Below are 20,944 nucleotides of genomic sequence, written 5' to 3' on the forward strand. Positions count from 1 at the left end.
ATCCTACGGAACGGCCGTCGCACTGCTGTCGGCCCGTCAGCCTACCCGCGCAGGCCAACCGATCGATCGTTCGGGACGACCCTTCCCAACGTGTGAGGGGGGACATAGAGTCGCGCTGTCATTCGACGGTTTCGCTACGTAAGGAGTGGTCAGCGTTGTCCATCACGTGCCGGACGTCTCTCGTCCGCCAGGCCCCGGGCAAGTACGAGACGGCGACGGTCGAGGTCGACGACCCGCGTCAGGACGAGATCCGGGTGAAGATGGTCGCCTCGGGCCTCTGCCACTCGGACGACCACATCGCCACCGGTGACATCCCCGTCGGCACCTACCCCTTCGCGGGCGGCCACGAGGGCGGCGGCATCGTCGAGTCGGTCGGCCCGAACACCAAGGGCTTCGAGCCCGGCGACAAGGTCCTCTTCTCCTTCCTGCCCGCCTGTGGACAGTGCCGCTGGTGCGCCACCGGCCACTCGAACCTCTGCGACCTCGGCGCGGGCCTGCTCGCCGGCACCCGCTGGGAGGACCCGTCGACCCGCCTGCACCTCGAGGACGGCACCAACGTCGGCCAGATGTGCGGCATCTCGACGTTCTCCGAGTACACGACCGTCGCCGTCGACTCAGCGATCAAGGTCCCGCAGGACACCAAGCTCGAGGTCGCCTGCCTGCTCGGCTGCTCGGTCGGCACCGGCTGGGGCACCGCCGTGAACACCGGCGAGGTGCAGCCCGGCGACACCGTGATCATCCAGGGCATCGGCGGCATCGGCGCCAACGCCGTGCAGGGTGCCGCGCACGCGGGTGCTGCGAACGTCATCGCCGTCGACCCGGTCGCGTTCAAGCGCGAGAAGGCCCTCGAGCTCGGCGCCACCGAGGCCGTCGAGTCGATCGAGGAGGCCACCGAGCTCGCCAAGGGCTACACCAACGGCCAGGGCGCCGACGTCTCCATCGTCACCATCGGCATCACCAAGCCCGAGCACGTGGGCAACGCCTTCGCCTCGATCCGCAAGCAGGGCACGGTGGTCGTCACCGGCCTCGGCGACATCACCGAGGTGGGCGTGCCGATCCCGATCGGCGAGCTGACGCTGTTCGAGAAGAAGCTCAAGGGCTCGCTGTTCGGGTCGTCGAACCCGAAGGCCGACATCCCGAAGATGCTCAACCTCTACAACAAGGGCAAGGTCAAGCTCGACGAGCTCGTCACCAAGCAGTACAAGCTCGACGAGGTCGCCCAGGGCTACGAGGACATGCACGCCGGCAAGAACATCCGCGGCGTCCTGATCTTCGACTGATCACCGGACAGAGGTATCCGACACCCGTGACGAACGGCTCCGCGGCCCCGGTATCCCTGGTGGATACCGGGGCCGCCCCCCGTCTGCCCAGCGCCGGACCGCTCCCGGTCCGGTCCATGATCGACGCATCCCACGCCCGGGTCGTCGGGCGCGAGCGCGAGTCCGAGGTCATCGCCGCCGCGCTCGCCGCCGGGCGCAGCATCCTGCTCGAGGGACCGCCCGGCACCGGCAAGACGACCTTGCTGCGCGCGCTCGCCGAGGGCGCCGGCGTCGGCCTCGAGCTCGTCGAGGGCAACGCCGAACTGTCCCCGGCGCGCCTCGTCGGCCACCACGACCCCTCCCGCGTGCTCACCGAGGACTACCGGCCCGAGAACTTCGTGCCGGGCCCGCTCGTGCGCGCGCTGACCTCGGGCGCGCTGCTCTACGTCGAGGAGCTCAACCGCGTCCCCGAGGAGACGCTCAACGTGCTGCTCGGCGTGCTCTCCGAGCGGCGGCTGCACGTGCCGCGCCTCGGTGTCGTCGATGCCGCGCCGAGCTTCCGGCTGGTCGCGGCGATGAACCCGTCCGACGCCGTCGGCACCGGGCGGATCACGCCCGCGCTCTACGACCGCTCGTGCCGGGTCGGGTTCGCCCACCAGAGCGCCGACGAGGAGACCGCGATCGTGCGCCGCGACCACGATGTGGTCGACGCCGCGTTCGTCGAGCGCGCGGTGCGCGCCACCCGCTCGACCCGCGAGCACCCCGACCTGCGGCTCGGGTCGTCGGTGCGCGGCGCGCTCGACCTCGTCGCCGTCGCCGAGTCGCTCGCCGAGGTGCGCGCCGTCGCCCTCGCGGGCCGGCTCGCCCCGGCGGCCGAGACGACCGGGACCGACGCCGCGCTGGCCGCCCTGTCCGGGCGCGTGCAGCTGCTCGAGGGCTCGACGCGCACGGTCGAGGACGTCGTCGCCGAGCTGTGGGCGGCGAGCGCGCCGGTCGACCCGTCGGCGTCGTCGGAGGACGGGGACCCGGGAAAAGCCTGAGCCCCGGCGGGTCGCCCCCGCAGGAGCAGGGGCGCTCTCCCGGGGCGCCGCCGCGCGTGGTGTCAGACCCGAAGGAGGTCGAGCAGCTGCTGCGCGACCAGGCCCGGCGCACCGAGACCCGCGCCGACCTGCAGCGCCGCCACGACGACCTCGGCCAGGTCAGCCCGACGGTCGGCGTCCTCGACGAGGCCGCCGTCGCCGGCGCCTACGACGAGGACCCGGACGGGACCGTCGACCTGCTCGCCGACCTCGCCCGCGCCACCGACCCGACGCTGCGGGCGGCCGCCCGCCGGCTCGCCGTGCGGCTGCTCGTGCCGCCGGCGCGGGCGGGCGAGACCGAGCGACGGGGCTCGAGCCGGCTCACGACCGTCGCGGGCGACGGCCTCGACCTGGACCTCGACGCCACCCTGGAGCGCTCGCTGGCGCACCGGCCGATCCGCGCGGAGGACCTGCGCTGGCGGGGCTGGCGCTCGCCGGCGCGGGCGATCGTGCTGGTGGTCGACGCGTCGGGGTCGGTGGCGGGCAAGCCGCTGACCACGGCGGTCACGACGGCCGGGGCGCTGGCGGCGGGCCTGCGCACGGACGACGAGCTGGCCGTCGTCGCGTTCTGGTCGCGCGCGGTGGTGCTGCGCCACCTGCACTCGCCCGCTCCCGCGTCCGCGGTGCTCGACTCCCTGCTCGACCTGCGCGGGGGCTCAACCACCGACCTGGGCCTGGGCCTGCGGACCGCGCTCGCCCAGGCCACGGCGGCGCGGGTCCCGCACGCCGACGTCCTCGTGCTCACCGACGGCGCGTGGAACGAGGGCGAGGACCCGGCGCCGATCGCGGGCGGGTCGGGCGCGGCGCGCGTGCACACCCTCGTCACCGTCGACGACGACGAGGCCCGCACCTCCTGCGCGCGCCTGGCCGCGGCCGGCGGCGGGCGCTCGGTGCCGCTGTACAAGCCCTCCGACGCCCCGGCCGCCGTGCGGGCGGTGCTGCGGTGAGGGCCCGGCTTTCCTGAGCGAAGGGCACCTCGGGGCGGATAGACAGGCGAGGGGCGCCCGCCGCCAGCGGCTGGCGGTGCGCGAGCGGCACGTTCGGCATGATCGACGGGCTCGCAGGCCTGTGGAACGTGCCGCTGGCGGGCGCGACCGGGCCCTGCGGCTTCTACGCCGGTCCGCGGCGCCCGGCGACGCCCTGCCGGTGCGTCTCGAGGAGCGCGGCCAGCTCGGCGCGCAGGCGAGCCCGGTCGAGGGGCTGGGCGAGGACGCGGCGGCCCGTGGCGTCGAGGCCCCAGGCCACGCGGCCGGCGGCGGTGTCGAGGACGGTGACGGTGCGCGGACCGCGGCGGGGCGCGCCGTCGGCGTCGCGCGCGGTGACCCCGAACGTCATCGCGCGGTCGGGCGTGCGCTCCCACAGGGCGCGCAGACGGTCGACGTGGTGCGCCGGCACCCCGTCCCGGCGCAGGCGCCGCGAGCGCTCGTCGAGGGTGAGGCCCACGCCGAACAGGGCGTCCGCCGGCAGCGACAGCGGCACGCCGGGCGCCGGGCGCGCGGCGGGGAGGCGGGCGAGCAGCGCGCCGGGGAGGTCGTGCGGGTCGACGGTCGCGAGCAGCAGGCCCTCCTCGTCGAGGCGGGCCACGAGACCGAGCGCGCCGCGCGCCGCCGCGAGCATCGCCCGGGGCTCGCGGCCGTCGGCCCGCACCAGGACGTCGAGCTCGCACGCCGGGCGCGCGAGCACCTCGAGGGCATCGGCCAGCCCCGGATCGGGCTCGCCGCGATCGTCGAGCAGACCGCCGTCGGCGAGGCGCCCCCACGCCGCGGCGTCGAGGGCGTCGCGCTCGGCGTAGGTCCGGCCGTGGTCGAGGACGTGCAGGACGGCCGGGCGCGCGCCGAGCCCCAGCCGGCGCCACAGGGCGAGGTACTGGCCGACGTCGAGCCGCGCGCCCGCGAACTGCGTGCCCAGCGCCATCGCCAGGACCCCCCTCACTCGCCGATCACCGGCGGCGCGGTCGCGGGCAGCACGCCGGCGATGGCGTCGGGATCGTCCTCGGACAGGTAGTCGGGACGCCGTCGCTGGCCGTCGCCGCCCTGGCCGCCGACCATGCCGGCGGGCGGGATCATCGGCACCGCCCCGCCGCGCCCCTCGGCCGCCGCGGCACCGGCGGCGCGCGCCGCCGCCGTCTCGGCCACGGCGCCACCGCCGACGCCCGCCCGCGCACCGGACCCGAGCTCGCCGGCACCACCGCCCCCGGCGCGCGCACCCGACCCGGGCTCGCCCCCGAGCCCGCCACCCAGGCCGCCACCCAGGCCACCACCCAGCCCGCCGCCGGCCCGTCCGCCGGCGCCACCGCCCTCACCGGCGCCGACCGCCGCTCCCGGGAAGCGGGGCACGCCGCCGGCCCGGCCCGCGGCGCCGCTCTCCCCCGCCGCGCCGGGCAGGGCGGGCACCCGCCCGGCGCCCGGTCCCGTGCCCGGCGAGGCACCCGCGGTCGCGCCCCCCGGCACCCGCCCGGCGCCGCCCGGGACCGCGCCGACGGGCGGCACGACACCGCCGCCGGCGCCGGCCCCCGCCCCGCCACCGGCGGCACCACCGGGTGCGCCAGCGGGCGCGCCACCGCCGGTGGGTGCCGGCGCCGCGGGGACCGCGGGCGCACCGGTCGACGTCGTCGACGACGGACCCGCCGGCACCCCCGCCGCCCCGCCCGGACCGGCACCGCCCGGACCGGCACCGTCCGGACCGGCACCACCCGGACCGGCACCCGGACCGGCACCACCACCACGAGCACCACCACCGGGGACCCCGCCACCCGGCGCACCACCCGCCGGCACACCACCCGCCGGGACACCGCCCGCCGGCACACCCCCCGCGGCACCGCCGCCCCCACCCGCTCCGGGCCCGGCACCCGCACCGCCCGGCAGGCCGGCGCCTCCGCCCGGAGCGGTCAGCGACGCCGACTGGGACGACGACACCGCGGGCCCCGCCCCGGGCTGCACCGCAGAGCCCTCCGGGCCCACGAACTGCGGCAGCGTCGCCATGCCGCCGCCGCTCGCCTGCTGGTAGTCGGTCATCGCCTGCTGGGCGAACTGCTCGGCCTGCTGGTAGCGCAACATCGAGGCGATCGCGTCGGCCCCGCCGATCGGCACCGAGAGCGGGGCCACGACCGGGGCGACGGGCGCCACCGTGCCGACGAGGGCGCTCCCGTCGAGGAACCCGTCGATCCCGGCCTGCATCACCGACGGCGCAGACGGCGGCCCCTGGTCGAACACCGTCCTCTGGACCGTGGTCAGGCGGTCGCCCTGTTCGACGTTGACGTTCTTGACCTGCGCGGCCAGCTCGCGCGCCTGGTCGGCCCAGGGACGCAGCGGCTCGACCTTCTTCTGCGCGGCGACGGAGGCGTCGCCCTGCCAGACCGCCGCGAGCGTGCCGTTGGCGCGGCCGACGGCGTCGGTGACCGCGACCATGCGGTCGGCCAGCCCCTGCCAGCGGCCGCCGGCACCCCCGAACCCGTCACCCGCCTGCGGCTGCAGCGCATCCCAGATCGCCTGGTGCGAGACCGCGCTCCAGTGATGGTTGAACGGTTGCTCGGGCACGGCCCACCCCCTCGCGCGGATCGTAGGAACCCGGCGCGGGCGATGGGTGCCGTTCGGGGAAAGTCAGCCCGCGACCAGCAGCGCCGTCGCCACGGCGGCGAGACCTTCGCCACGTCCCGTGAGCCCCAGACCGTCCGAGGTCGTGCCGGACACCGCCACCGGGCCGCCGAGCGCGTCCGAGAGCGCCGCCTGTGCCTCGAGACGGCGCGTGCCGATCTTCGGCGCGTTCCCGATCACCTGGACCGCCGCGTTACCCAGCACCCACCCCTCGGCGCCGACGAGCCGGCGGACCTCGCCCAGCAGCCGCACGCCCGAGGCGCCGGCCCACTCGGGTCGGCCGGTGCCGAACACGGCGCCGAGGTCGCCCAGGGCGGCGGCCGAGAGCACGGCGTCGCAGAGGGCGTGCGCGGCGACGTCGCCGTCGGAGTGGCCGGCGCAGCCGTCGACGCCCTCCCACAGCAGGCCCGCGACCCAACAGGGCACGCCGGGCTGCACCGGGTGCACGTCCGTGCCGACGCCTATCCGCATGGTCGAGCTCCGCAGGCTCCCCTATCGGCGTGCTCCCCTGATCCGACCCTCACGCCGGCCCCGCCGTCACGAGCGCCTCGGCCATCGCCAGGTCGAGCGGCGTGGTCACCTTGAACGCGCGCGGGTCGCCCGGGACGGTCACCACGGGGACCCCGAGGTCCTCGGCGAGCCCGGCGTCGTCGGTCGCGGCGAGCGGTCCGCCGGCCGCCCGCAGCGTCCGGGCGTGCTCGTGGGCGGCCCGCAGCGTCGCGGGGTCGAAGCCCTGGGGGGTCTGGACCGCGGCGAGGCCGCTGCGGTCCACGGTCGCGGTCACGACGCCGGCCTCCCCGGTGCGCTTGAGGGTGTCCGCGACCGCGGTCGCCGGGACCACGGCCGGGTGTCCCGACCGGACGGCGTCGATCACCGCGCGCACGACCTCCGGCGGGCAGAGGCACCGGGCCGCGTCGTGCACCAGCACCACCTCGGTGTCGCCGGGCAGCGCGTCGAGCGCCGCCGCGACCGAGCCGACGCGGTCGTCGGCACCGGTGACCACGACGGCGCGGCGGGGGCCGAGCGCAGCGCGCATCGCCTCCTCGCCGCCGGGTGGGGCGACCACCACGACGGCGTCCACACCACCCGCGACGAGGCCGTCGACGGCGCGCGCGACCAGCGCGAGCCCGCCGACGACCGCGAGCGCCTTGGGCCGGCCGAGGCCGAGCCGTTCACCACGTCCCGCCGCGGGCACGATCGCCGCGACGGTCACCGCGTCACCGCGGCCTTCCCGGGCGGAGCAGGATCAGGACGCGAGGACCTGGTCGAGCAGCGACTCGGCGGCCACCTCGTCGGTGCCCTCCGCGAGCGCGAGCTCACTGACCAGTATCTGCCGCGCCTTCGCCAGCATCCGCTTCTCGCCCGCGGACAGGCCGCGGTCCTTCTCCCGACGCCAGAGGTCGCGGACGACCTCGGCCACCTTGTTCACGTCGCCCGACGCGAGCTTCTCGAGGTTCGCCTTGTACCGGCGCGACCAGTTGGTCGGCTCTTCGGTGTGCGGCGCACGCAGCACCTCGAACACCCGGTCCAGCCCCTCCTGGCCCACCACGTCGCGGACGCCGACGATCTCGGCGTTGTCCGCGGGGACCCGAACGGTCAGGTCGCCCTGGGCAACCTTGAGGACGAGGTACTTCTTCTCCTCGCCCTTGATCGTCCGGGTTTCGATGGCCTCGATGAGTGCGGCACCGTGGTGCGGGTAGACGACGGTCTCGCCGACCTTGAAAACCATGTGTCCCGAGCCCCTTTCGCTCCTTCCAGATTAACACGCCCGGCGCGCGGGCATCGCAGGGGATTGCGCCGTCTTCGCAGGTCAGGGACTTGACAAGTCGCAGTGCGCCGTGCTCGCCCCGGTCAGGGGTGCGCCCGGACGGCCAGGAGGCGGCAGCGGTACTAGGGTGTCGCTGCCGCTGGAGCCCTGCCCCCCACCCGAGAGGACGCTCGGATCATGAGCCGCCGCCCGCGCGGGCCCCGACCCGGGATCGTCGCCGCGACCCTGCTGACCGCGGCCCTCGCCCTCGCGGGCTGCAGCGCCGGAGCCGTCACGCAGACCGACACCATCGTCTCGCAGGCCGACGGTGCCCGTGGCCAGGCCGGACCCCTCCTGCTCGAGGACGTCGCGATCGAGCCCGGCCCCGCCGGCGCCGTGCCCTCGGGTGCGGAGGCCACGATCCGCGGCACGATCATCAACGACGGCCCGACGACCGACCGTCTCGTCTCCGTGACGACGCCCTACGCGCTGAACGCCCGCCCGGAGGGCGTCACGACGATCCCGGCCAACAACGCCGTGCGGCTCGTCGGCGACGACGCCGGCCCCGTCGGCCCGGCGGACGCCGCGCAGGGCACCGGCGCCACGGCGCGGCTGACGCTGACCGGTGTCACCCAGGAGCTGCGCCAGGGCCCGACCTACGCGGTCACGTTCACCTTCGAGCGCGCCGGCTCGGTGACGATCCCGGTCATCGTCTCGGGCCTGGGCCCGCCCGCGGGCTGATCCCCGCGAGCCGCCCCCGCGCTGTCGGGGGTCGGTCCTACGGTGCGCTCGTGCCAGCACGCTCCCGCGCCAGCCGCTTCGAATGCACCGCCTGCGGCCACCTCGCCGCCAAGTGGGTCGGTCGCTGTCCCGACTGCGGGGGCTGGGGCACCGTCGAGGAGGCCCCACCGCTGCCCGCCGCGGGGTCGGGCGGGCGCCCCGGAGTCGCGCCGGCCCCGGCCGCGCGCCCGAGCAGCCCGGTGCGCCAGATCGGCGAGGTCGGCCTCGAGACGGCCACGGCGCGCCCGACGGGGGTGTCCGAGCTCGACCGGGTGCTCGGCGGCGGCCTCGTGCCCGGGGTGGTCGTGCTGCTCGCGGGCGAGCCGGGGGTGGGCAAGTCCACGCTGCTGCTCGAGGTCGCCGCCCGGCGGGCCCGCGACGGCGCCACCGTGCTGTACGTCACGGGCGAGGAGTCGGCGGGGCAGGTCCGGCTGCGCGCCGAACGCACCGGGGGCCTCGCGCCGCACCTGTTCCTGTCCGCCACCGGCGATCTCGAGGAGGTCGCCGCACACGTCGAGGCCGTCGACCCCGAGCTGCTCGTCGTCGACTCCGTGCAGACCGTCGGCACGGCCACGACCGAGGGCACGCCCGGCGGGGTGTCGCAGGTCCGCACGGTCACGACGGCGCTGGTCGCCCTGGCCAAGCAGCGCGACCTGCCCGTCGTGCTCATCGGCCACGTCACCAAGGACGGGGCGGTCGCGGGCCCGCGCACGCTCGAGCACCTCGTCGACGTGGTGCTGTCCTTCGAGGGCGAGCGGCACTCCCCGCTGCGGCTGGTGCGCGGGCTGAAGAACCGCTTCGGGGCCACCGACGAGGTCGGCTGCTTCGAGATGAACGACGCCGGCATCGCCGAGGTCACCGACCCGTCGGGGCTGTTCACCGCGGGCCTCGAGCGCACCGTCGCCGGGCAGGCGGTCACGGTGGCGATGGAGGGCAAGCGGCCGATGATGGCCGAGGTCCAGGCGCTGGTCGCCCAGCGTCCGTCCGACACCCCGCCGCGGCGCGTGGTGTCCGACCTCGACAGCGGCCGCGTCGCCAAGGTCCTCGCGGTCCTCCAGGAGCGCTGCAAGCTGCGCCTGCACGACAAGGACGTCTTCGTGGCGACCGTCGGCGGCATGAAGCTGCGCGAGCCGTCGGCGGACCTCGCGGTGGCCATCGCCGTGGCCTCGGCCTACCACAACGAGGCGGTGCGCTCCGGGCTCGTCGCGATCGGCGAGGTCGGCCTCGGGGGTGAGGTCCGCCGGGTGGTCGCGCTCGAGCGTCGCCTCGCCGAGGCCGGCCGGCTGGGCATCAGCCGGGCGCTCGTGCCGCCGGGCGAGGTGCGCACGCCGAAGGGGCTGACGGCGGCGCCGGTCGACGACCTCCGCGGCGCCCTGGTGCGCACCAGCCTCAACGGCGTGAACCCGGACCTCAGCCCTCGAGGGTGAACGACACCGGGTCGCTGACGATCCCGTCGAGGCGGGCGAGCAGCTGGTAGGTGCCGGGCGGCACGGTGGTCCGCGTGCCGGCGCACCCGGGCATCGAGGTGCGGCCCGACCAGGTCACCGAGAACACCGCCTCCTCGCCCGGGGCCAGCGTGCGCACGTCGTCGGTGTCGCCGGGCGAGCAGTCGTTGCTGCCCCACAGCCCGTCGCCGACCTCGCGCACCACGGCGACGGCCTGCTTGGCGGCGTCGAGGTCACGCACGCAGGGGGCGCCGCCGGTGTTGGTCACCACGAGGCTGAGCACCGGCTTGCGGCCGGCCGGGTAGCTCGTGGCGTCGGTGCGCGCGGTGACGCGCAGGTCGCCGTCGGCGCAGGGGCCGGGTGCCGGCTCCGCGGCGCGCTCCTGCGGCGGCGCCTCGGTGGACGGCGGCGCGGTCGACGTGCTCGGCGGGGGCGTCGGGGTGGGTGTCTCGAGCAGGGGGCCGACCGAGCCCGTCGGCACCCCGGGCGGGAGGAAGCCGCGGCCGCCGCCCGGCGGGACGAGCAGCGCGTCGCCGGGGGCCGGGGACGCGACGAGGCCCGGGGCGTCGCCGGGCGGGAGCACCGAGGGCAGCGCGGCCGCGATCGGTCCGGGGGTGTCGCCCGGCGGCGCGACGTCGGGCGGGACGTCGGTGTCGGTGGCCCCGCTGGTCTCGGCCTCGCCGGTCTCGGGGGCCGGCGTGGTCTCCGTGCCCTGCATCGCCGCCGCTCGGGCCCGGGCCTCGACCGTCGCCGGGTCCGGCTCACCGCCGGCCAGGCCGACCAGCCCCCAGACGAACCCGCCGAGCACCAGGACGACGACGCCGAGCGCGACGGAGCGGCGCCGCCAGTACACCGACGGCGCGAGCGGTCCGACCGGCTCCCACACGTCACGGAAAGTAGGGTCATGCTCGCGGACCGCGACCGTTCACCACGCGGGGACCCGGCCGTTTCACCCGACGGTGGCGGCGGCGGGGGCCCGGGGCAGGATCGGCGGTCGATGGGCACCACCACGTCCGCCGCCGACGGGACCACGCTCGCCGACGTCCTCGTCCCCTGGTTCCGCGCGCACGCCCGCGACCTGCCCTGGCGACGCCCGGGGACGACGCCGTGGGGCGTGCTCGTCTCCGAGATCATGTTGCAGCAGACGCCCGTGGCGCGGGTCGAGGACCCCTGGCGGGCGTGGCTCGAGCGCTGGCCACGCCCGTCGGCGATGGCCGCGGCGCCGGCGGCGGACGTGCTGCGGGCGTGGGGGAAGCTCGGCTACCCGCGTCGGGCGCTGCGCCTGCACGAGGCCGCGCGGGCGATCGCCGCCGACCACGACGACGTCGTCCCCACCGACGTCGAGACCCTCGAGTCGCTGCCGGGCATCGGCACCTACACCGCGCGGGCGGTCGCCGCGTTCGCGCACGGGCGGCGCGTTCCGGTCGTCGACACCAACGTGCGGCGGGTCGTCGCCCGCGCGGTGCACGGCGCCGCCGAGGCCGGCGCCGCCGCGGCGCGGGACCTCGCCGACGTCGAGGCGCTGCTGCCCGGGGACCGGGGCGACGCGGCGACGATGTCGGCGGCGCTCATGGAGCTCGGCGCCACGGTCTGCGTGGCCCGCGGACCGCGGTGCGCCGACTGCCCGGTGCTCGACCGCTGTGCGTGGCGGCGGCGCGGGCGCCCCGCCTGGGACGGACCGGCGCGCAGGGCGCAGACGTGGGCGGGGACCGACCGCCAGGTGCGCGGGCGCCTGCTCGACGTGCTGCGCGGGGCGCCCGGGCCCGTCGACGCCGGGGCGCTCGAGGCCGCGTGGCGCACCGACCCCGGCCAGCGCGCGCGGTGCCTCGACTCGCTGCTCGTCGACGGCCTCGTCGAGCAGCTCGCGGACGGTCGCTTCGCGCTGCCCGGCGAGGCGGGCGACGTAGGCTGACGGCATGGCCGTCGTGAAGATCAACGCCATCCACATCCCCGAGGGCAGCGGCCCCGAGCTCGAGAAGCGCTTCGCCGCCCGGGGCGAGTCGATCAAGGACACGCCCGGCTTCCTGGGCTACGAGCTGCTGCGCCCCACCGCCGGCGACACCCGCTACTTCGTCTACACGAAGTGGGAGTCCGAGGAGGCGTTCGCCGCCTGGCGCGACGGGGGCGCCGCGGCGGCCGCCCACGCGGGCGAGCGCCGGCAGCCCGTCTCCTCGGGCGCCGACCTGCTGGAGTTCGAGGTGGTCCTGCGCGTCGACGGCTCGGACTCCTGAGCGCACCCGACACCGACCCCGAGACCGGCCCCGACCCCGGCCGCGTCGCCGAGGCGGCCGCACTCCTCGGCGGCGCCGCCGCGCTCCTGATCTGCGCCGGGGCGGGGATGGGCGTCGACTCGGGGCTGCCCGACTTCCGCGGGCCCGAGGGCTTCTGGCGCGCCTACCCGCCCTACCGGCGCCTCGGGCTGCGCTTCGAGGAGATCGCCGACCCCGAGCACTTCGACGACGATCCCGAGCTCGCCTGGGGCTTCTACGGCCACCGGCTCGCCCTCTACCGGCGCACGGATCCGCACGCCGGGTACGCGGTGCTGCGGCGCTGGGCCGACCGGTGGCCGGCGCGGGTGTTCACGTCCAACGTCGACGGGGCGTTCCAGGCGGCCGGCTTCGCGGGCGAGGACGTCACCGAGTGCCACGGCGCCATCGGCATGCTGCAGTGCACGGCGCCGTGCCACGACGGCACCTGGCCCGCCGACGACGTCGACGTCGTGATCGACGAGGACACGATGCGCGCCCGGCCGCCGCTGCCGACCTGCCCGCGCTGCGGGCGCGTGGCGCGGCCGAACATCCTCATGTTCGGCGACGGTTCCTGGGTGCCGGGCCACCACGGCGAGCGCATGGCCGCGCACCGCGCCTGGCTGCGCGGGGTCGACGCGCGCCGCCTCGTCGTCGTCGAGCTCGGCGCGGGCACCGCGGTGCCGACCGTCCGCCGGCACGCCGAGCTCGCCGCCGCGGCCTCGGGCGCGCTGGTCCGGATCAACGTCCGCGAGCCGGAGATCCGCCACGGGCGCGGGGTACCGCTGGCCTCGGGCGCCCGCGCCACGCTCGAGGCGATCGACGCGGCCCTCGCGGCGTGATTCGGGACGTCGCGCGCGGAGGAGCGGCGCACCGCCCGTCCGCGGCACAGGCGCGCGCTACACGCCCGTGAGCCCCACCAGGCGCAGGCCCCGCGCGGCGGCGACGCGCTCCGCCTCGTCGTCGAGGCGCGCGCGGACGTCGGGGGCGAGGGGCACGACGGGCGCGAGCTCCAGCGTCAGCTTCGTGCCCGCCGCCCTCGGCCGCCAGGTGCCGACGATCTCGCCGTCCGCCAGCAGCGCCCCCGGGTTCCCGATGATCTTGTACAGGTCCTTGCGGAGGGCCTCGTCGGGCGCGAGGAGCGGGCGGTCGCGGGCCTGGAGCATCGGGTCCAGCGGCGGCAGGAAGCGCACGACGTCGGGGTCGGGCGCGTCCCGCGCGGCGTCGACGTCGTCGGCCGGCAGCCAGGCGACGTGGCCCTCGACCTCGACCTCCGCGAGCCCCGGCAGCGCCGCCTCCCACGCGGGCGCGAACGCGGTGGTCGAGGTCCCCACGAAGTCGGCGACCTCGCGCGGCCCGGCCGGCCCGAGGACGCGCAGGTAGTCGAGCACCAGGCGCGCGGCGAGGACCGGGTCGCCGTCGACGGGGCGCTCCCACCCGTCCGGCGGGGGTGTCAGGAGCAGCGTCCTCCCGGTCGGGTCGAGGCCGACGCCGACCGGGAACGCCGAGAGCCGGAAGAGCTGCTCGTTGACGTGGACCGTCCCGCAGCCGCGGCAGTCGCGCAGCAGGGCCTCGGGCAGGAGCTTCGTGACCGCGGTGCTCGCGGCGCCCTTGGTCATCGGCTCGGTGACCACCGCGGCGAGCGCGTCGGCCGCCCGGTCGATGGCCTCGCGCGCGGGGATGCCGACGCGCCGCTGCTCGGGGCCGCTCCAGTTCAGGCGCGCGCCCGCGTCGGCGTCGCCGAAGGGGTGCGCGGCGGCCGCGATGGCGTTGCGCTCCGCGGGCGGGTGGTGGTGCGGGGCGCCGCGGTGGGTCCACCCGTCGACCAGCCCGAGCGCCGCCGGGTCGGTCTCGCCGTCGGTCCGCGCGGCGAGCGCCAGCCGCGCCGTCGGCCCGGAGTCCTGGAGCCCGAGCGAGAACAGCGGGCCCAGGGGCCGGTCGCGGTGCAGTCCCTGCGCCGCGATCCGGTGGGCCATGACCTGCTCGCGGGTCAACGTCTCGACCATGCGCGCCAGCTTCCCGCACCGTCACTGACACCCACGGTCAGGTTCGGGGACCAGCCTGCGGAGCTCGCCCCTCGGGAGGGGGAAGAATGACGTCGTGAGCTCGGTGCGCGCGGTGCCCGTCACCACGGACATGGACGGCGACCTCCTGTCCGCCGACGACGCCTGGCACACCGCGCGCCGGGTCGGGCTGGTCACCCTGCTCCGCGACGCCCTCAAGCGGTTCCGCTACGGGGACGGGTTCAGCCACGCGCGCGGGTTCGCCCTGCAGCTCGCGCTCGCGATCGTCCCGCTCGTGATCGCCGGCAGCGGGCTCGCGACGGCCGTCGGGGCGGAGTCGGTCGCCCAGGTCGTCGCCCGCACGGTGGTCGCGGTGTCCCCCGGCGCGGGCGACCAGCTGCTCGCCGACGTCGTCGCGCGCGGCCCGGCGGAGCTGCCCGAGGAGGACGGCGAGCCCGAGGACTCGCGCAGCGAGAACGTCGGCGAGCTGGCCGTCGCGCTCGGCCTGACGACCGCGTTCCTGGCCATGACCAGCGCCATCGCCCAGCTCGAGCGCGGCACCAACCGCATCTACGGCACCGAGCGCGACCGCCCGTTCCTGCGCAAGTACACCCGTGCGGCCGTCCTCACGCTGACGGCGGGCTCGTCGCTGGGCATCGGGCTCGTCCTGATCATCGCCGGGGGTCCGCTGGGCGACGCGGTCGAGGACGTCTACCGGTGGGGCGACGTCGCCGAGACGATCTTCGACGTGCTGCGGTGGCCCGTCGGTCTGGCGGCACTCGTCGTCGCGGTGACCGTGCTCTTCCGGTTCTCCCCGAGACGCCACCAACCCGGGTTGTCGTGGCTCGCGCTCGGCGCCGCGCTGACCGTGGTCCTCTGGCTCGCGGCGTCGGGCTGCGTGGCGCTCTACGTCGCGGTCTCCGGCGACTTCAGCGACACCTACGGACCGCTCGCCGGGATCATGGCGCTCCTGCTGTGGGCGACGGTGACCGGCGTGGCGCTGCTGCTCGGCATCGCCGTCGCCGCCCAGCTGGAGGCCGCGCGGGCCGGCATGGGCGACCCGCTGCTGCGCGACGACGACGCCGACGGCATCCCCGACGAGCTGCAACCCGAGCAGCCGGTGGAAACCGTGAGCCCGGACGGGGGACGTGCCTGACAGGACCTGTCAGCCATGGGGTACATCTGACGTGTGCGCGCCAGCCGGCTCCTCTCCGTCCTCCTGCTGCTGCAGAACCGCGGCCGGTTGACCGCGCGCGAACTGGCCGACGAGCTCGAGGTCTCGATCCGCACGATCTACCGCGACATGGACGCGCTCTCGGCGTCCGGCGTGCCGGTCTACGCCGACCGGGGCCCGGACGGCGGCTACTCGCTGCTGGAGGGCTACCGCACGCACCTGACGGGCATGACGGCCGACGAGGCGGACGCGCTGGCGCTGTCGGGGATGCCCGAGGCCGCCGCGGAGCTCGGGCTCGGCCGGGTGCTCGCGGCCGCGCAGCTCAAGGTCCAGGCCGCCCTGCCCGGCGAGCTCTCCGACCGGGCCGGGCGGATCGCCGAGCGCTTCCACCTCGACGCCCCCGGCTGGTTCCGCGAGGCCGACCACGTCCCCACGCTCACCGGGGTCGCCGACGCCGTGTGGAACCAGCGCATGCTGCGGGTGCGCTACCGCCGCTGGGCCACGGGCGGGCGCGAGCCGGAGGTCGACCGCGAGCTCGCACCGCTCGGGCTCGTGCTCAAGGCGGGCACGTGGTACCTCGTCGCCGTGCCGAGCAGCGAGTCCGACGCCGCGACGGACGCGGAGCCCCGCACCTACCGCGTCGCCCGCATCCTCGAGCTCGAAACCCTCGACGTGCGCTTCGACCGCCCCGAGGGCTTCGACCTCTGGAAGTACTGGCACCAGCGCACCCAGGAGCTCACCGACGCGCTCTACCAGGCCGAGGCCACCGTGCGGTTCTCCCCGCGCGCCCTCGAGCTCGCCCCCGTGCTCCTGCGCCCGCACACCGCCCGCGCGCTCGCGGAGGGCTCCTGGCCGACCGACGAGGACGGCTGGGTGCGGGCGGTCATCCCGATCGAGTCGATCGCCCACGCCCGCTCGGAGCTGCTCGCGCTCGGCGCCGAGGTCGAGGTGCTCGGCCCGCCCGCGCTGCGCGAGCAGATGGCCGAGACCGCCCGCACGCTGGCCTCGCTCTACCCGGTCTGAGCGATCCGGGGAACCAGCCGGTCACGCACACGCGCGACGTCCGCGGCGGGCACGACGCCCCACCGGACGGCGAGCACGCCGTAGCCGACGAGGCCCAGGGCGATCAGCGGCAGGTCCGCCCCGGCACCGGCCACCGCGGCGGCGCCGAGCAGGGCGACCAGGACGGCCGTGGCCACGGACCAGCGCAGGACGACGCCCGCCCGGACGCGCCCGACCCGGTGGTGGCGCACGTAGAGCGCGCCGAGCACGAGGACGCCGACCCAGGCGCCGACCGCGAACCCGGCGGCCGCGCCGGTCGCGCCGTGCCCCGGGACCAGCAGGACCATCGTCGCCACCTCCGCGAGCGCGGCCAGGGGCAGGCGCGCGGCGGCGGGCCCGGCGAGGCCGCGGGCACCGAGGGCCTTGAGCAGCATGTCGCCCGCGATCAGGCCGAGGGCACCGATCGCCACGACGCGCGCGGGACCGGCGGCGCCCGCGTACTCGGCGGGGAACAGGCGGCCGACCAGCGTCTCCGGGGTCACGACGAGCACCAGCACCACGGGCGTCAGGGCCAGCGGCACCCAGCGGAACGCGGTGACGAACCACCCGTGCGCCTCGGCGGCGCCCCGCGCGCGGGCGATGAAGGGGAACACGGCCTCGGAGAGCGCGCTGCCGACGAGGAACGGCGCCTTGGCCAGCATGGCGGCCACCTGGTAGACGCCGACGGCGGCGAACGTGACGCCGTGGCCGTGGCCGAGCGCCCCGAGCAGCAGCACGTCGAGGGTCCCGATGAGCCCGAAGCCCACGGTGCCCGCGGCCATCGGGGCGGCCGCCGCGAACGATCGCGCGCCGGCGACCGCGCCGCGCAGGCCCGGCAGGCGGTCGCGCAGCGCCCACCACGCCCCGCCGGCGGCGCCCGCGGCCCCGACCAGCAGCGCCCACCCGACGCCCGCGGCGCCGGCGCCGAGCAGGGCCACGAGCCCGACACCGAGCACGACCTTGACGGCCACCTCGGCGGTGCGGGCGGTGCCGACCGCGGTGAACCGCCGCGCGCCCTGCAGCCCGCCCACCAGGACCTGGCCGAGCGCGATCACCACGATCGCGCCCGCCACCAGCAGCGTCGGGCCGGCGCCGACACCGGGCAGGATCGCCCCGGTCGTCAGCTGGACGCCCGCGAACCCGCCGGCGAGCGCGACACCGAGGCCGACGTTGCCGACGAGCGCGCCGCGGAACGCCGCGTCGGTGTCGCCGTCCGGGTCGCCCTCGGCCTGCGCCACCGTGCGCGCCAGCGCCCACGGGAAGCCGGCGGCGAGCACCGTGGTCGCGAGGAGCAGCACGCTCAGCAGTGCGCCCACCACGCCGAACTCCGCGGTGGGCAGCAGCCACGCGAGGGCGAGCGCGAAGCCGTAGTGCAGCGGCGCGGTCAGGGCGATCCCCAGCACGAGGACGGCGGTCCCGGTCGCCGCCGACTCGTGGCCTCGCAGCGCTCGCATCCTGGTTGCCTCCCCCCGCTCGCCGGTGGGACCAGCGTCGTGCGCGGGGCGGGCGGGCAGGAGGGAGCGGGCCCCCCGACGGCGGGGGGCCTACCCCCGGACACGCCGGAGCCCCGGCCCCTCGCGCGGAGGGACCGGGGCTCCGGGGACGTGCCGGGACGTGCCGGGTCGTGCTACGGGCGGATCACTCCGCCGCGGCGACCTCCGGGGTGTCCGGGACCGGGGTCGGCTTGGCCTCACCGCGGAAGGTGAAGGTGGCCGACTCCGGGGCCTGCTTGGTGACCCCGTTGTCGTCGGTCTCGGGCGTCCAGCCCTCGACGTCCACCAGCACGATCTGGCCGGACTCGATCTCCCCGAACAGGATCTTCTCGGAGAGCTGGTCCTCGATCTCTCGCTGGATGGTGCGCCGCAGCGGCCGGGCGCCGAGCACCGGGTCGAAGCCGCGCTGGGCGAGCAGCTTCTTGGCGTTGTCGGTCAGCTCGATCGACATGTCCTTGTTCTGCAGCTGCTTCTCGGTGCGGCTGATCATCAGGTCGACCATCTGCACGATCTCGGACTCGGTCAGCTGGTGGAACACGATGATGTCGTCGATGCGGTTGAGGAACTCGGGACGGAAGTGCTTCTTGAGCTCGTCGGTCACCTTGTTCTTCATGCGCTCGTAGTTCGAGCCCGAGTCCTGCCCGGACTGGAACCCGAGGCCGACCGCCTTCGAGATGTCCTGCGTGCCGAGGTTCGACGTGAACACGATGACCGTGTTCTTGAAGTCGACGATGCGGCCCTGACCGTCGGTCAGGCGACCGTCCTCGAGGACCTGCAGCAGCGTGTTGTAGACCTCGGAGTGGGCCTTCTCGATCTCGTCGAAGAGGACCACCGAGAACGGCTTGCGGCGCACCTTCTCGGTGAGCTGGCCGCCCTCCTCGTAACCGACGTACCCGGGGGGCGCGCCGAAGAGCCGCGAGGCGGTGTAGCGGTCGTGGAACTCGCCCATGTCGATCTGGACGAGCGCGTCGTCGTCGCCGAACAGGAACTCCGCGAGCGCCTTGGTGAGCTCGGTCTTCCCGACGCCCGAGGGGCCGGCGAAGATGAACGAGCCCGAGGGGCGCTTCGGGTCCTTGAGGCCGGCGCGGGTGCGCCGCATGGACTGCGACACGGCCTTGACCGCGTCCTCCTGCCCGATGATGCGCTTGTGGAGCTCGTCCTCCATGCGCAGCAGGCGGGTGGTCTCCTCCTCGGTGAGCTTGAACACCGGGATGCCGGTCCAGTTGGCCAGCACCTCGGCGATCTGCTCGTCGTCGACCTCCGCGACGACGTCGAGGTCACCGGACTTCCACTGCTTCTCGCGCTCGGTCTTCTGCCCGATGAGGGTCTTCTCCTCGTCGCGCAGGCGCGCCGCCTTCTCGAAGTCCTGCGCGTCGATCGCGGACTCCTTCTCGCGACGGACGTCGGCGATCTTCTCGTCGAACTCGCGCAGGTCCGGCGGCGCGGTCATGCGGCGGATGCGCATGCGGGCGCCGGCCTCGTCGATGAGGTCGATGGCCTTGTCCGGCAGGAAGCGGTCGTTGATGTAGCGGTCGGCCAGGGTGGCCGCCGCGACCAGCGCCGGGTCCGTGATCGAGACGCGGTGGTGGGCCTCGTAGCGGTCGCGCAGCCCCTTGAGGATCTCGATGGAGTGGGCCACCGAGGGCTCCCCCACCTGGATCGGCTGGAAGCGGCGCTCGAGCGCGGCGTCCTTCTCGACGTGCTTGCGGTACTCGTCGAGCGTGGTCGCGCCGATGGTCTGCAGCTCGCCACGGGCCAGCATCGGCTTGAGGATCGACGCGGCGTCGATCGCGCCCTCGGCGGCACCCGCGCCGACGAGCGTGTGGAGCTCGTCGATGAACAGGATGATGTCGCCGCGGGTGCGGATCTCCTTGAGGACCTTCTTGAGGCGCTCCTCGAAGTCACCGCGGTAGCGCGAGCCCGCCACCAGCGACCCGAGGTCGAGGGTGTAGAGCTGCTTGTCCTTCAGCGTCTCGGGCACCTCGCCCTTGACGATGGCCTGGCCGAGGCCCTCGACGACGGCGGTCTTGCCGACGCCGGGCTCGCCGATGAGCACCGGGTTGTTCTTGGTCCTGCGGGACAGGACCTGCATGACCCGCTCGATCTCCTTCTCCCGGCCGATGACCGGGTCCAGCTTGCCCTCGCGGGCCGACTGGGTGAGGTTGCGACCGAACTGGTCGAGCACCAGGGAGGACGACGGGGTGCCCTCGCCGCGCTGGCTGCCGGACTCCGCGGGCTCCTTGCCCTGGTAGCCCGAGAGCAGCTGCAGCACCTGCTGGCGCACGCGGTTGAGGTCGGCGCCCAGCTTCACGAGCACCTGGGCGGCGACGCCCTCGCCCTCACGGATCAGCCCGAGCAGGATGTGCTCGGTGCCGATGTAGTTGTGGCCGAGCTGCAGCGCCTCGCGCAGCGACAGCTCCAGCACCTTCTTGGCGCGCGGGGTGAACGGGATGTGGCCGCTCGGCGCCTGCTGGCCCTGGCCGATGATCTCCTCGACCTGCTGGCGCACGCCCTCGAGGGCGATGCCCAGGGACTCCAGCGCCTTGGCGGCGACGCCCTCGCCCTCGTGGATCAGCCCGAGCAGGATGTGCTCGGTGCCGATGTAGTTGTGGTTGAGCATCCGGGCCTCTTCTTGGGCCAGGACGACCACCCGCCTCGCGCGGTCGGTGAACCTCTCGAACATCTGTCACTCCTGACTGCTGCGCCGGCGGTCCTCCACCGAGTGTCCCCGAAGGAACTCCCCCGGTGGCCCCTTGGCTGGTGCCCGATGACGGATCGGGACCCCCACGGTGCACGAACTGGCCCCTGCACCGTAAGGCCATCCTAGTCGTCGCGCGTGACGTCACGGGACGGTGACGGTTGCACCACCGTGACGGCGGACACGCGCGAGCGCCCGGCGTGGGCCCTCGTTCCGTCCTGTCCAACCATCCACGACCTCCGGGTCATCCCGCCGAGGTGTTCGCCACCGGTGAACCACCCGGCCGGGTCAGCGCGTCGGGACCAGCACGGGACCCGACGCCCCCTGCGGCAGCGCGTGGGCGCACAGCGGCCGCCGGCGAGGTCCCGGGCGACGTGGCCGTCGAC

The 20,944-nt window shown here is 75.8% G+C and carries 19 protein-coding genes; 10 read left to right on the forward strand and 9 right to left on the reverse strand.

Annotation, left to right across the window (positions count from 1 at the left end; translation table 11 throughout):
• The first annotated feature begins 155 nt into the window (after positions 1–155).
• The 3 genes from PHK61_RS09760 to PHK61_RS09770 all read left to right on the forward strand — a co-directional run bounded on the left by PHK61_RS09760 (position 156) and on the right by PHK61_RS09770 (position 3,285).
• The gene (locus PHK61_RS09760) at positions 156–1,280 is read left to right on the forward strand and encodes an NDMA-dependent alcohol dehydrogenase (RefSeq protein ID WP_274280771.1); all 1,125 of its coding nucleotides are present in this window, start codon (positions 156–158) and stop codon (positions 1,278–1,280) included.
• Positions 1,281–1,396: 116 nt separating this feature from the next.
• Positions 1,397–2,299 carry an AAA family ATPase gene (locus tag PHK61_RS09765; protein ID WP_274280772.1) on the forward strand — a complete coding sequence of 301 codons (903 nt, stop codon included), beginning with the start codon at positions 1,397–1,399 and terminating at the stop codon, positions 2,297–2,299.
• Positions 2,300–2,358: 59 nt separating this feature from the next.
• On the forward strand, positions 2,359–3,285 hold the full coding sequence (locus tag PHK61_RS09770; RefSeq protein ID WP_274280773.1) for a VWA domain-containing protein: 927 nt from the start codon (positions 2,359–2,361) through the stop codon (positions 3,283–3,285).
• A gap of 163 nt (positions 3,286–3,448) precedes the next feature.
• Here the strand turns inward: PHK61_RS09770 and PHK61_RS09775 are convergent, their stop codons facing one another.
• From PHK61_RS09775 to PHK61_RS09795, 5 genes are all read right to left on the reverse strand, one after another.
• Entirely contained in the window at positions 3,449–4,270 is an 822-nt protein-coding gene (locus PHK61_RS09775; RefSeq protein WP_274280774.1) for an ESX secretion-associated protein EspG, read from the reverse strand.
• Positions 4,267–5,874 carry a hypothetical protein gene (locus PHK61_RS09780; RefSeq protein ID WP_274280775.1) on the reverse strand — a complete coding sequence of 536 codons (1,608 nt, stop codon included), beginning with the start codon at positions 5,872–5,874 and terminating at the stop codon, positions 4,267–4,269. Before PHK61_RS09780 ends, PHK61_RS09775 begins: the two co-directional genes overlap by 4 nt.
• Before the next feature lie 63 nt (positions 5,875–5,937).
• The gene (gene ispF, locus PHK61_RS09785; RefSeq protein WP_274280776.1) at positions 5,938–6,402 is read right to left on the reverse strand and encodes a 2-C-methyl-D-erythritol 2,4-cyclodiphosphate synthase; all 465 of its coding nucleotides are present in this window, start codon (positions 6,400–6,402) and stop codon (positions 5,938–5,940) included.
• Positions 6,403–6,451: 49 nt separating this feature from the next.
• A complete protein-coding gene (gene ispD, locus PHK61_RS09790) occupies positions 6,452–7,144 on the reverse strand; it encodes a 2-C-methyl-D-erythritol 4-phosphate cytidylyltransferase (protein ID WP_274280777.1) in 693 nt (230 codons plus the stop codon).
• Between the two features lie 33 nt (positions 7,145–7,177).
• Positions 7,178–7,660, reverse strand: a complete 483-nt coding sequence (locus PHK61_RS09795; protein ID WP_116707106.1) for a CarD family transcriptional regulator — start codon at positions 7,658–7,660, stop codon at positions 7,178–7,180.
• A gap of 216 nt (positions 7,661–7,876) precedes the next feature.
• Here PHK61_RS09795 and PHK61_RS09800 point away from each other — a divergent pair, with 216 nt between their 5' ends.
• Both PHK61_RS09800 and radA read left to right on the forward strand, forming a co-directional pair.
• On the forward strand, positions 7,877–8,419 hold the full coding sequence (locus PHK61_RS09800; RefSeq protein ID WP_274280778.1) for a copper chaperone PCu(A)C domain-containing protein: 543 nt from the start codon (positions 7,877–7,879) through the stop codon (positions 8,417–8,419).
• 50 nt (positions 8,420–8,469) lie between these two features.
• Positions 8,470–9,885, forward strand: coding sequence for a DNA repair protein RadA (gene radA / locus PHK61_RS09805; RefSeq protein ID WP_274280779.1), 1,416 nt, complete (start codon positions 8,470–8,472; stop codon positions 9,883–9,885).
• On the opposite strand, the gene PHK61_RS09810 is transcribed toward radA, so the two are convergent.
• Positions 9,869–10,789, reverse strand: a complete 921-nt coding sequence (locus PHK61_RS09810) for a DUF4232 domain-containing protein (RefSeq protein WP_274280780.1) — start codon at positions 10,787–10,789, stop codon at positions 9,869–9,871. The two genes, radA and PHK61_RS09810, sit on opposite strands and share 17 nt — an antisense overlap.
• 111 nt (positions 10,790–10,900) lie before the next feature.
• Between PHK61_RS09810 and PHK61_RS09815 the strand changes: the two genes are divergently transcribed.
• The 3 genes from PHK61_RS09815 (at position 10,901) to PHK61_RS09825 (ending at position 12,991) form a co-directional block, all read left to right on the forward strand.
• Positions 10,901–11,815 carry an HhH-GPD family protein gene (locus PHK61_RS09815; RefSeq protein ID WP_274280781.1) on the forward strand — a complete coding sequence of 305 codons (915 nt, stop codon included), beginning with the start codon at positions 10,901–10,903 and terminating at the stop codon, positions 11,813–11,815.
• A gap of 4 nt (positions 11,816–11,819) precedes the next feature.
• Entirely contained in the window at positions 11,820–12,134 is a 315-nt protein-coding gene (locus PHK61_RS09820) for an antibiotic biosynthesis monooxygenase family protein (RefSeq protein ID WP_274280782.1), read from the forward strand.
• Between the two features lie 107 nt (positions 12,135–12,241).
• Positions 12,242–12,991 (forward strand): SIR2 family NAD-dependent protein deacylase, encoded by a 750-nt coding sequence (locus PHK61_RS09825; RefSeq protein ID WP_274280783.1) that lies wholly within the window; start codon positions 12,242–12,244, stop codon positions 12,989–12,991.
• A gap of 57 nt (positions 12,992–13,048) precedes the next feature.
• Here the strand turns inward: PHK61_RS09825 and PHK61_RS09830 are convergent, their stop codons facing one another.
• On the reverse strand, positions 13,049–14,155 hold the full coding sequence (locus PHK61_RS09830; RefSeq protein WP_274280784.1) for a DNA glycosylase AlkZ-like family protein: 1,107 nt from the start codon (positions 14,153–14,155) through the stop codon (positions 13,049–13,051).
• Between the two features lie 94 nt (positions 14,156–14,249).
• On the opposite strand from PHK61_RS09830, the gene PHK61_RS09835 reads away from it, so the two are divergent.
• Both PHK61_RS09835 and PHK61_RS09840 read left to right on the forward strand, forming a co-directional pair.
• Positions 14,250–15,308, forward strand: a complete 1,059-nt coding sequence (locus PHK61_RS09835; RefSeq protein WP_274280785.1) for a YihY/virulence factor BrkB family protein — start codon at positions 14,250–14,252, stop codon at positions 15,306–15,308.
• A gap of 33 nt (positions 15,309–15,341) precedes the next feature.
• Complete coding sequence (locus tag PHK61_RS09840; protein ID WP_274280786.1) at positions 15,342–16,349, forward strand: helix-turn-helix transcriptional regulator; 1,008 nt, start codon at positions 15,342–15,344, stop codon at positions 16,347–16,349.
• Here PHK61_RS09840 and PHK61_RS09845 read toward each other — a convergent pair.
• Complete coding sequence (locus PHK61_RS09845; protein WP_274280787.1) at positions 16,337–17,821, reverse strand: lipopolysaccharide biosynthesis protein; 1,485 nt, start codon at positions 17,819–17,821, stop codon at positions 16,337–16,339. The genes PHK61_RS09840 and PHK61_RS09845 overlap by 13 nt on opposite strands.
• A 184-nt stretch (positions 17,822–18,005) precedes the next feature.
• Positions 18,006–20,543, reverse strand: coding sequence for an ATP-dependent Clp protease ATP-binding subunit (locus tag PHK61_RS09850; protein WP_274280788.1), 2,538 nt, complete (start codon positions 20,541–20,543; stop codon positions 18,006–18,008).
• Positions 20,544–20,944: the final 401 nt, after the last annotated feature.

It is taken from the genome of Actinomycetospora lutea (genome assembly GCF_028737205.1).
Taxonomy (GTDB): Bacteria; Actinomycetota; Actinomycetes; order Mycobacteriales; family Pseudonocardiaceae; genus Actinomycetospora; species Actinomycetospora lutea.

Coding starts and splice junctions, on each gene's coding strand:
- PHK61_RS09850 (WP_274280788.1), bottom strand. CDS start 20,543: ATGTTCGAGAGGTTCACCGACCGCGCGAGGCGGGTGGTCGTCCTGGCC.
- PHK61_RS09845 (WP_274280787.1), bottom strand. CDS start 17,821: ATGCGAGCGCTGCGAGGCCACGAGTCGGCGGCGACCGGGACCGCCGTC.
- PHK61_RS09825 (WP_274280783.1), top strand. CDS start 12,242: ATGGGCGTCGACTCGGGGCTGCCCGACTTCCGCGGGCCCGAGGGCTTC.
- ispF (WP_274280776.1), bottom strand. CDS start 6,402: ATGCGGATAGGCGTCGGCACGGACGTGCACCCGGTGCAGCCCGGCGTG.
- PHK61_RS09800 (WP_274280778.1), top strand. CDS start 7,877: ATGAGCCGCCGCCCGCGCGGGCCCCGACCCGGGATCGTCGCCGCGACC.
- PHK61_RS09820 (WP_274280782.1), top strand. CDS start 11,820: ATGGCCGTCGTGAAGATCAACGCCATCCACATCCCCGAGGGCAGCGGC.
- PHK61_RS09795 (WP_116707106.1), bottom strand. CDS start 7,660: ATGGTTTTCAAGGTCGGCGAGACCGTCGTCTACCCGCACCACGGTGCC.
- PHK61_RS09765 (WP_274280772.1), top strand. CDS start 1,397: ATGATCGACGCATCCCACGCCCGGGTCGTCGGGCGCGAGCGCGAGTCC.
- PHK61_RS09815 (WP_274280781.1), top strand. CDS start 10,901: ATGGGCACCACCACGTCCGCCGCCGACGGGACCACGCTCGCCGACGTC.
- PHK61_RS09830 (WP_274280784.1), bottom strand. CDS start 14,155: ATGGTCGAGACGTTGACCCGCGAGCAGGTCATGGCCCACCGGATCGCG.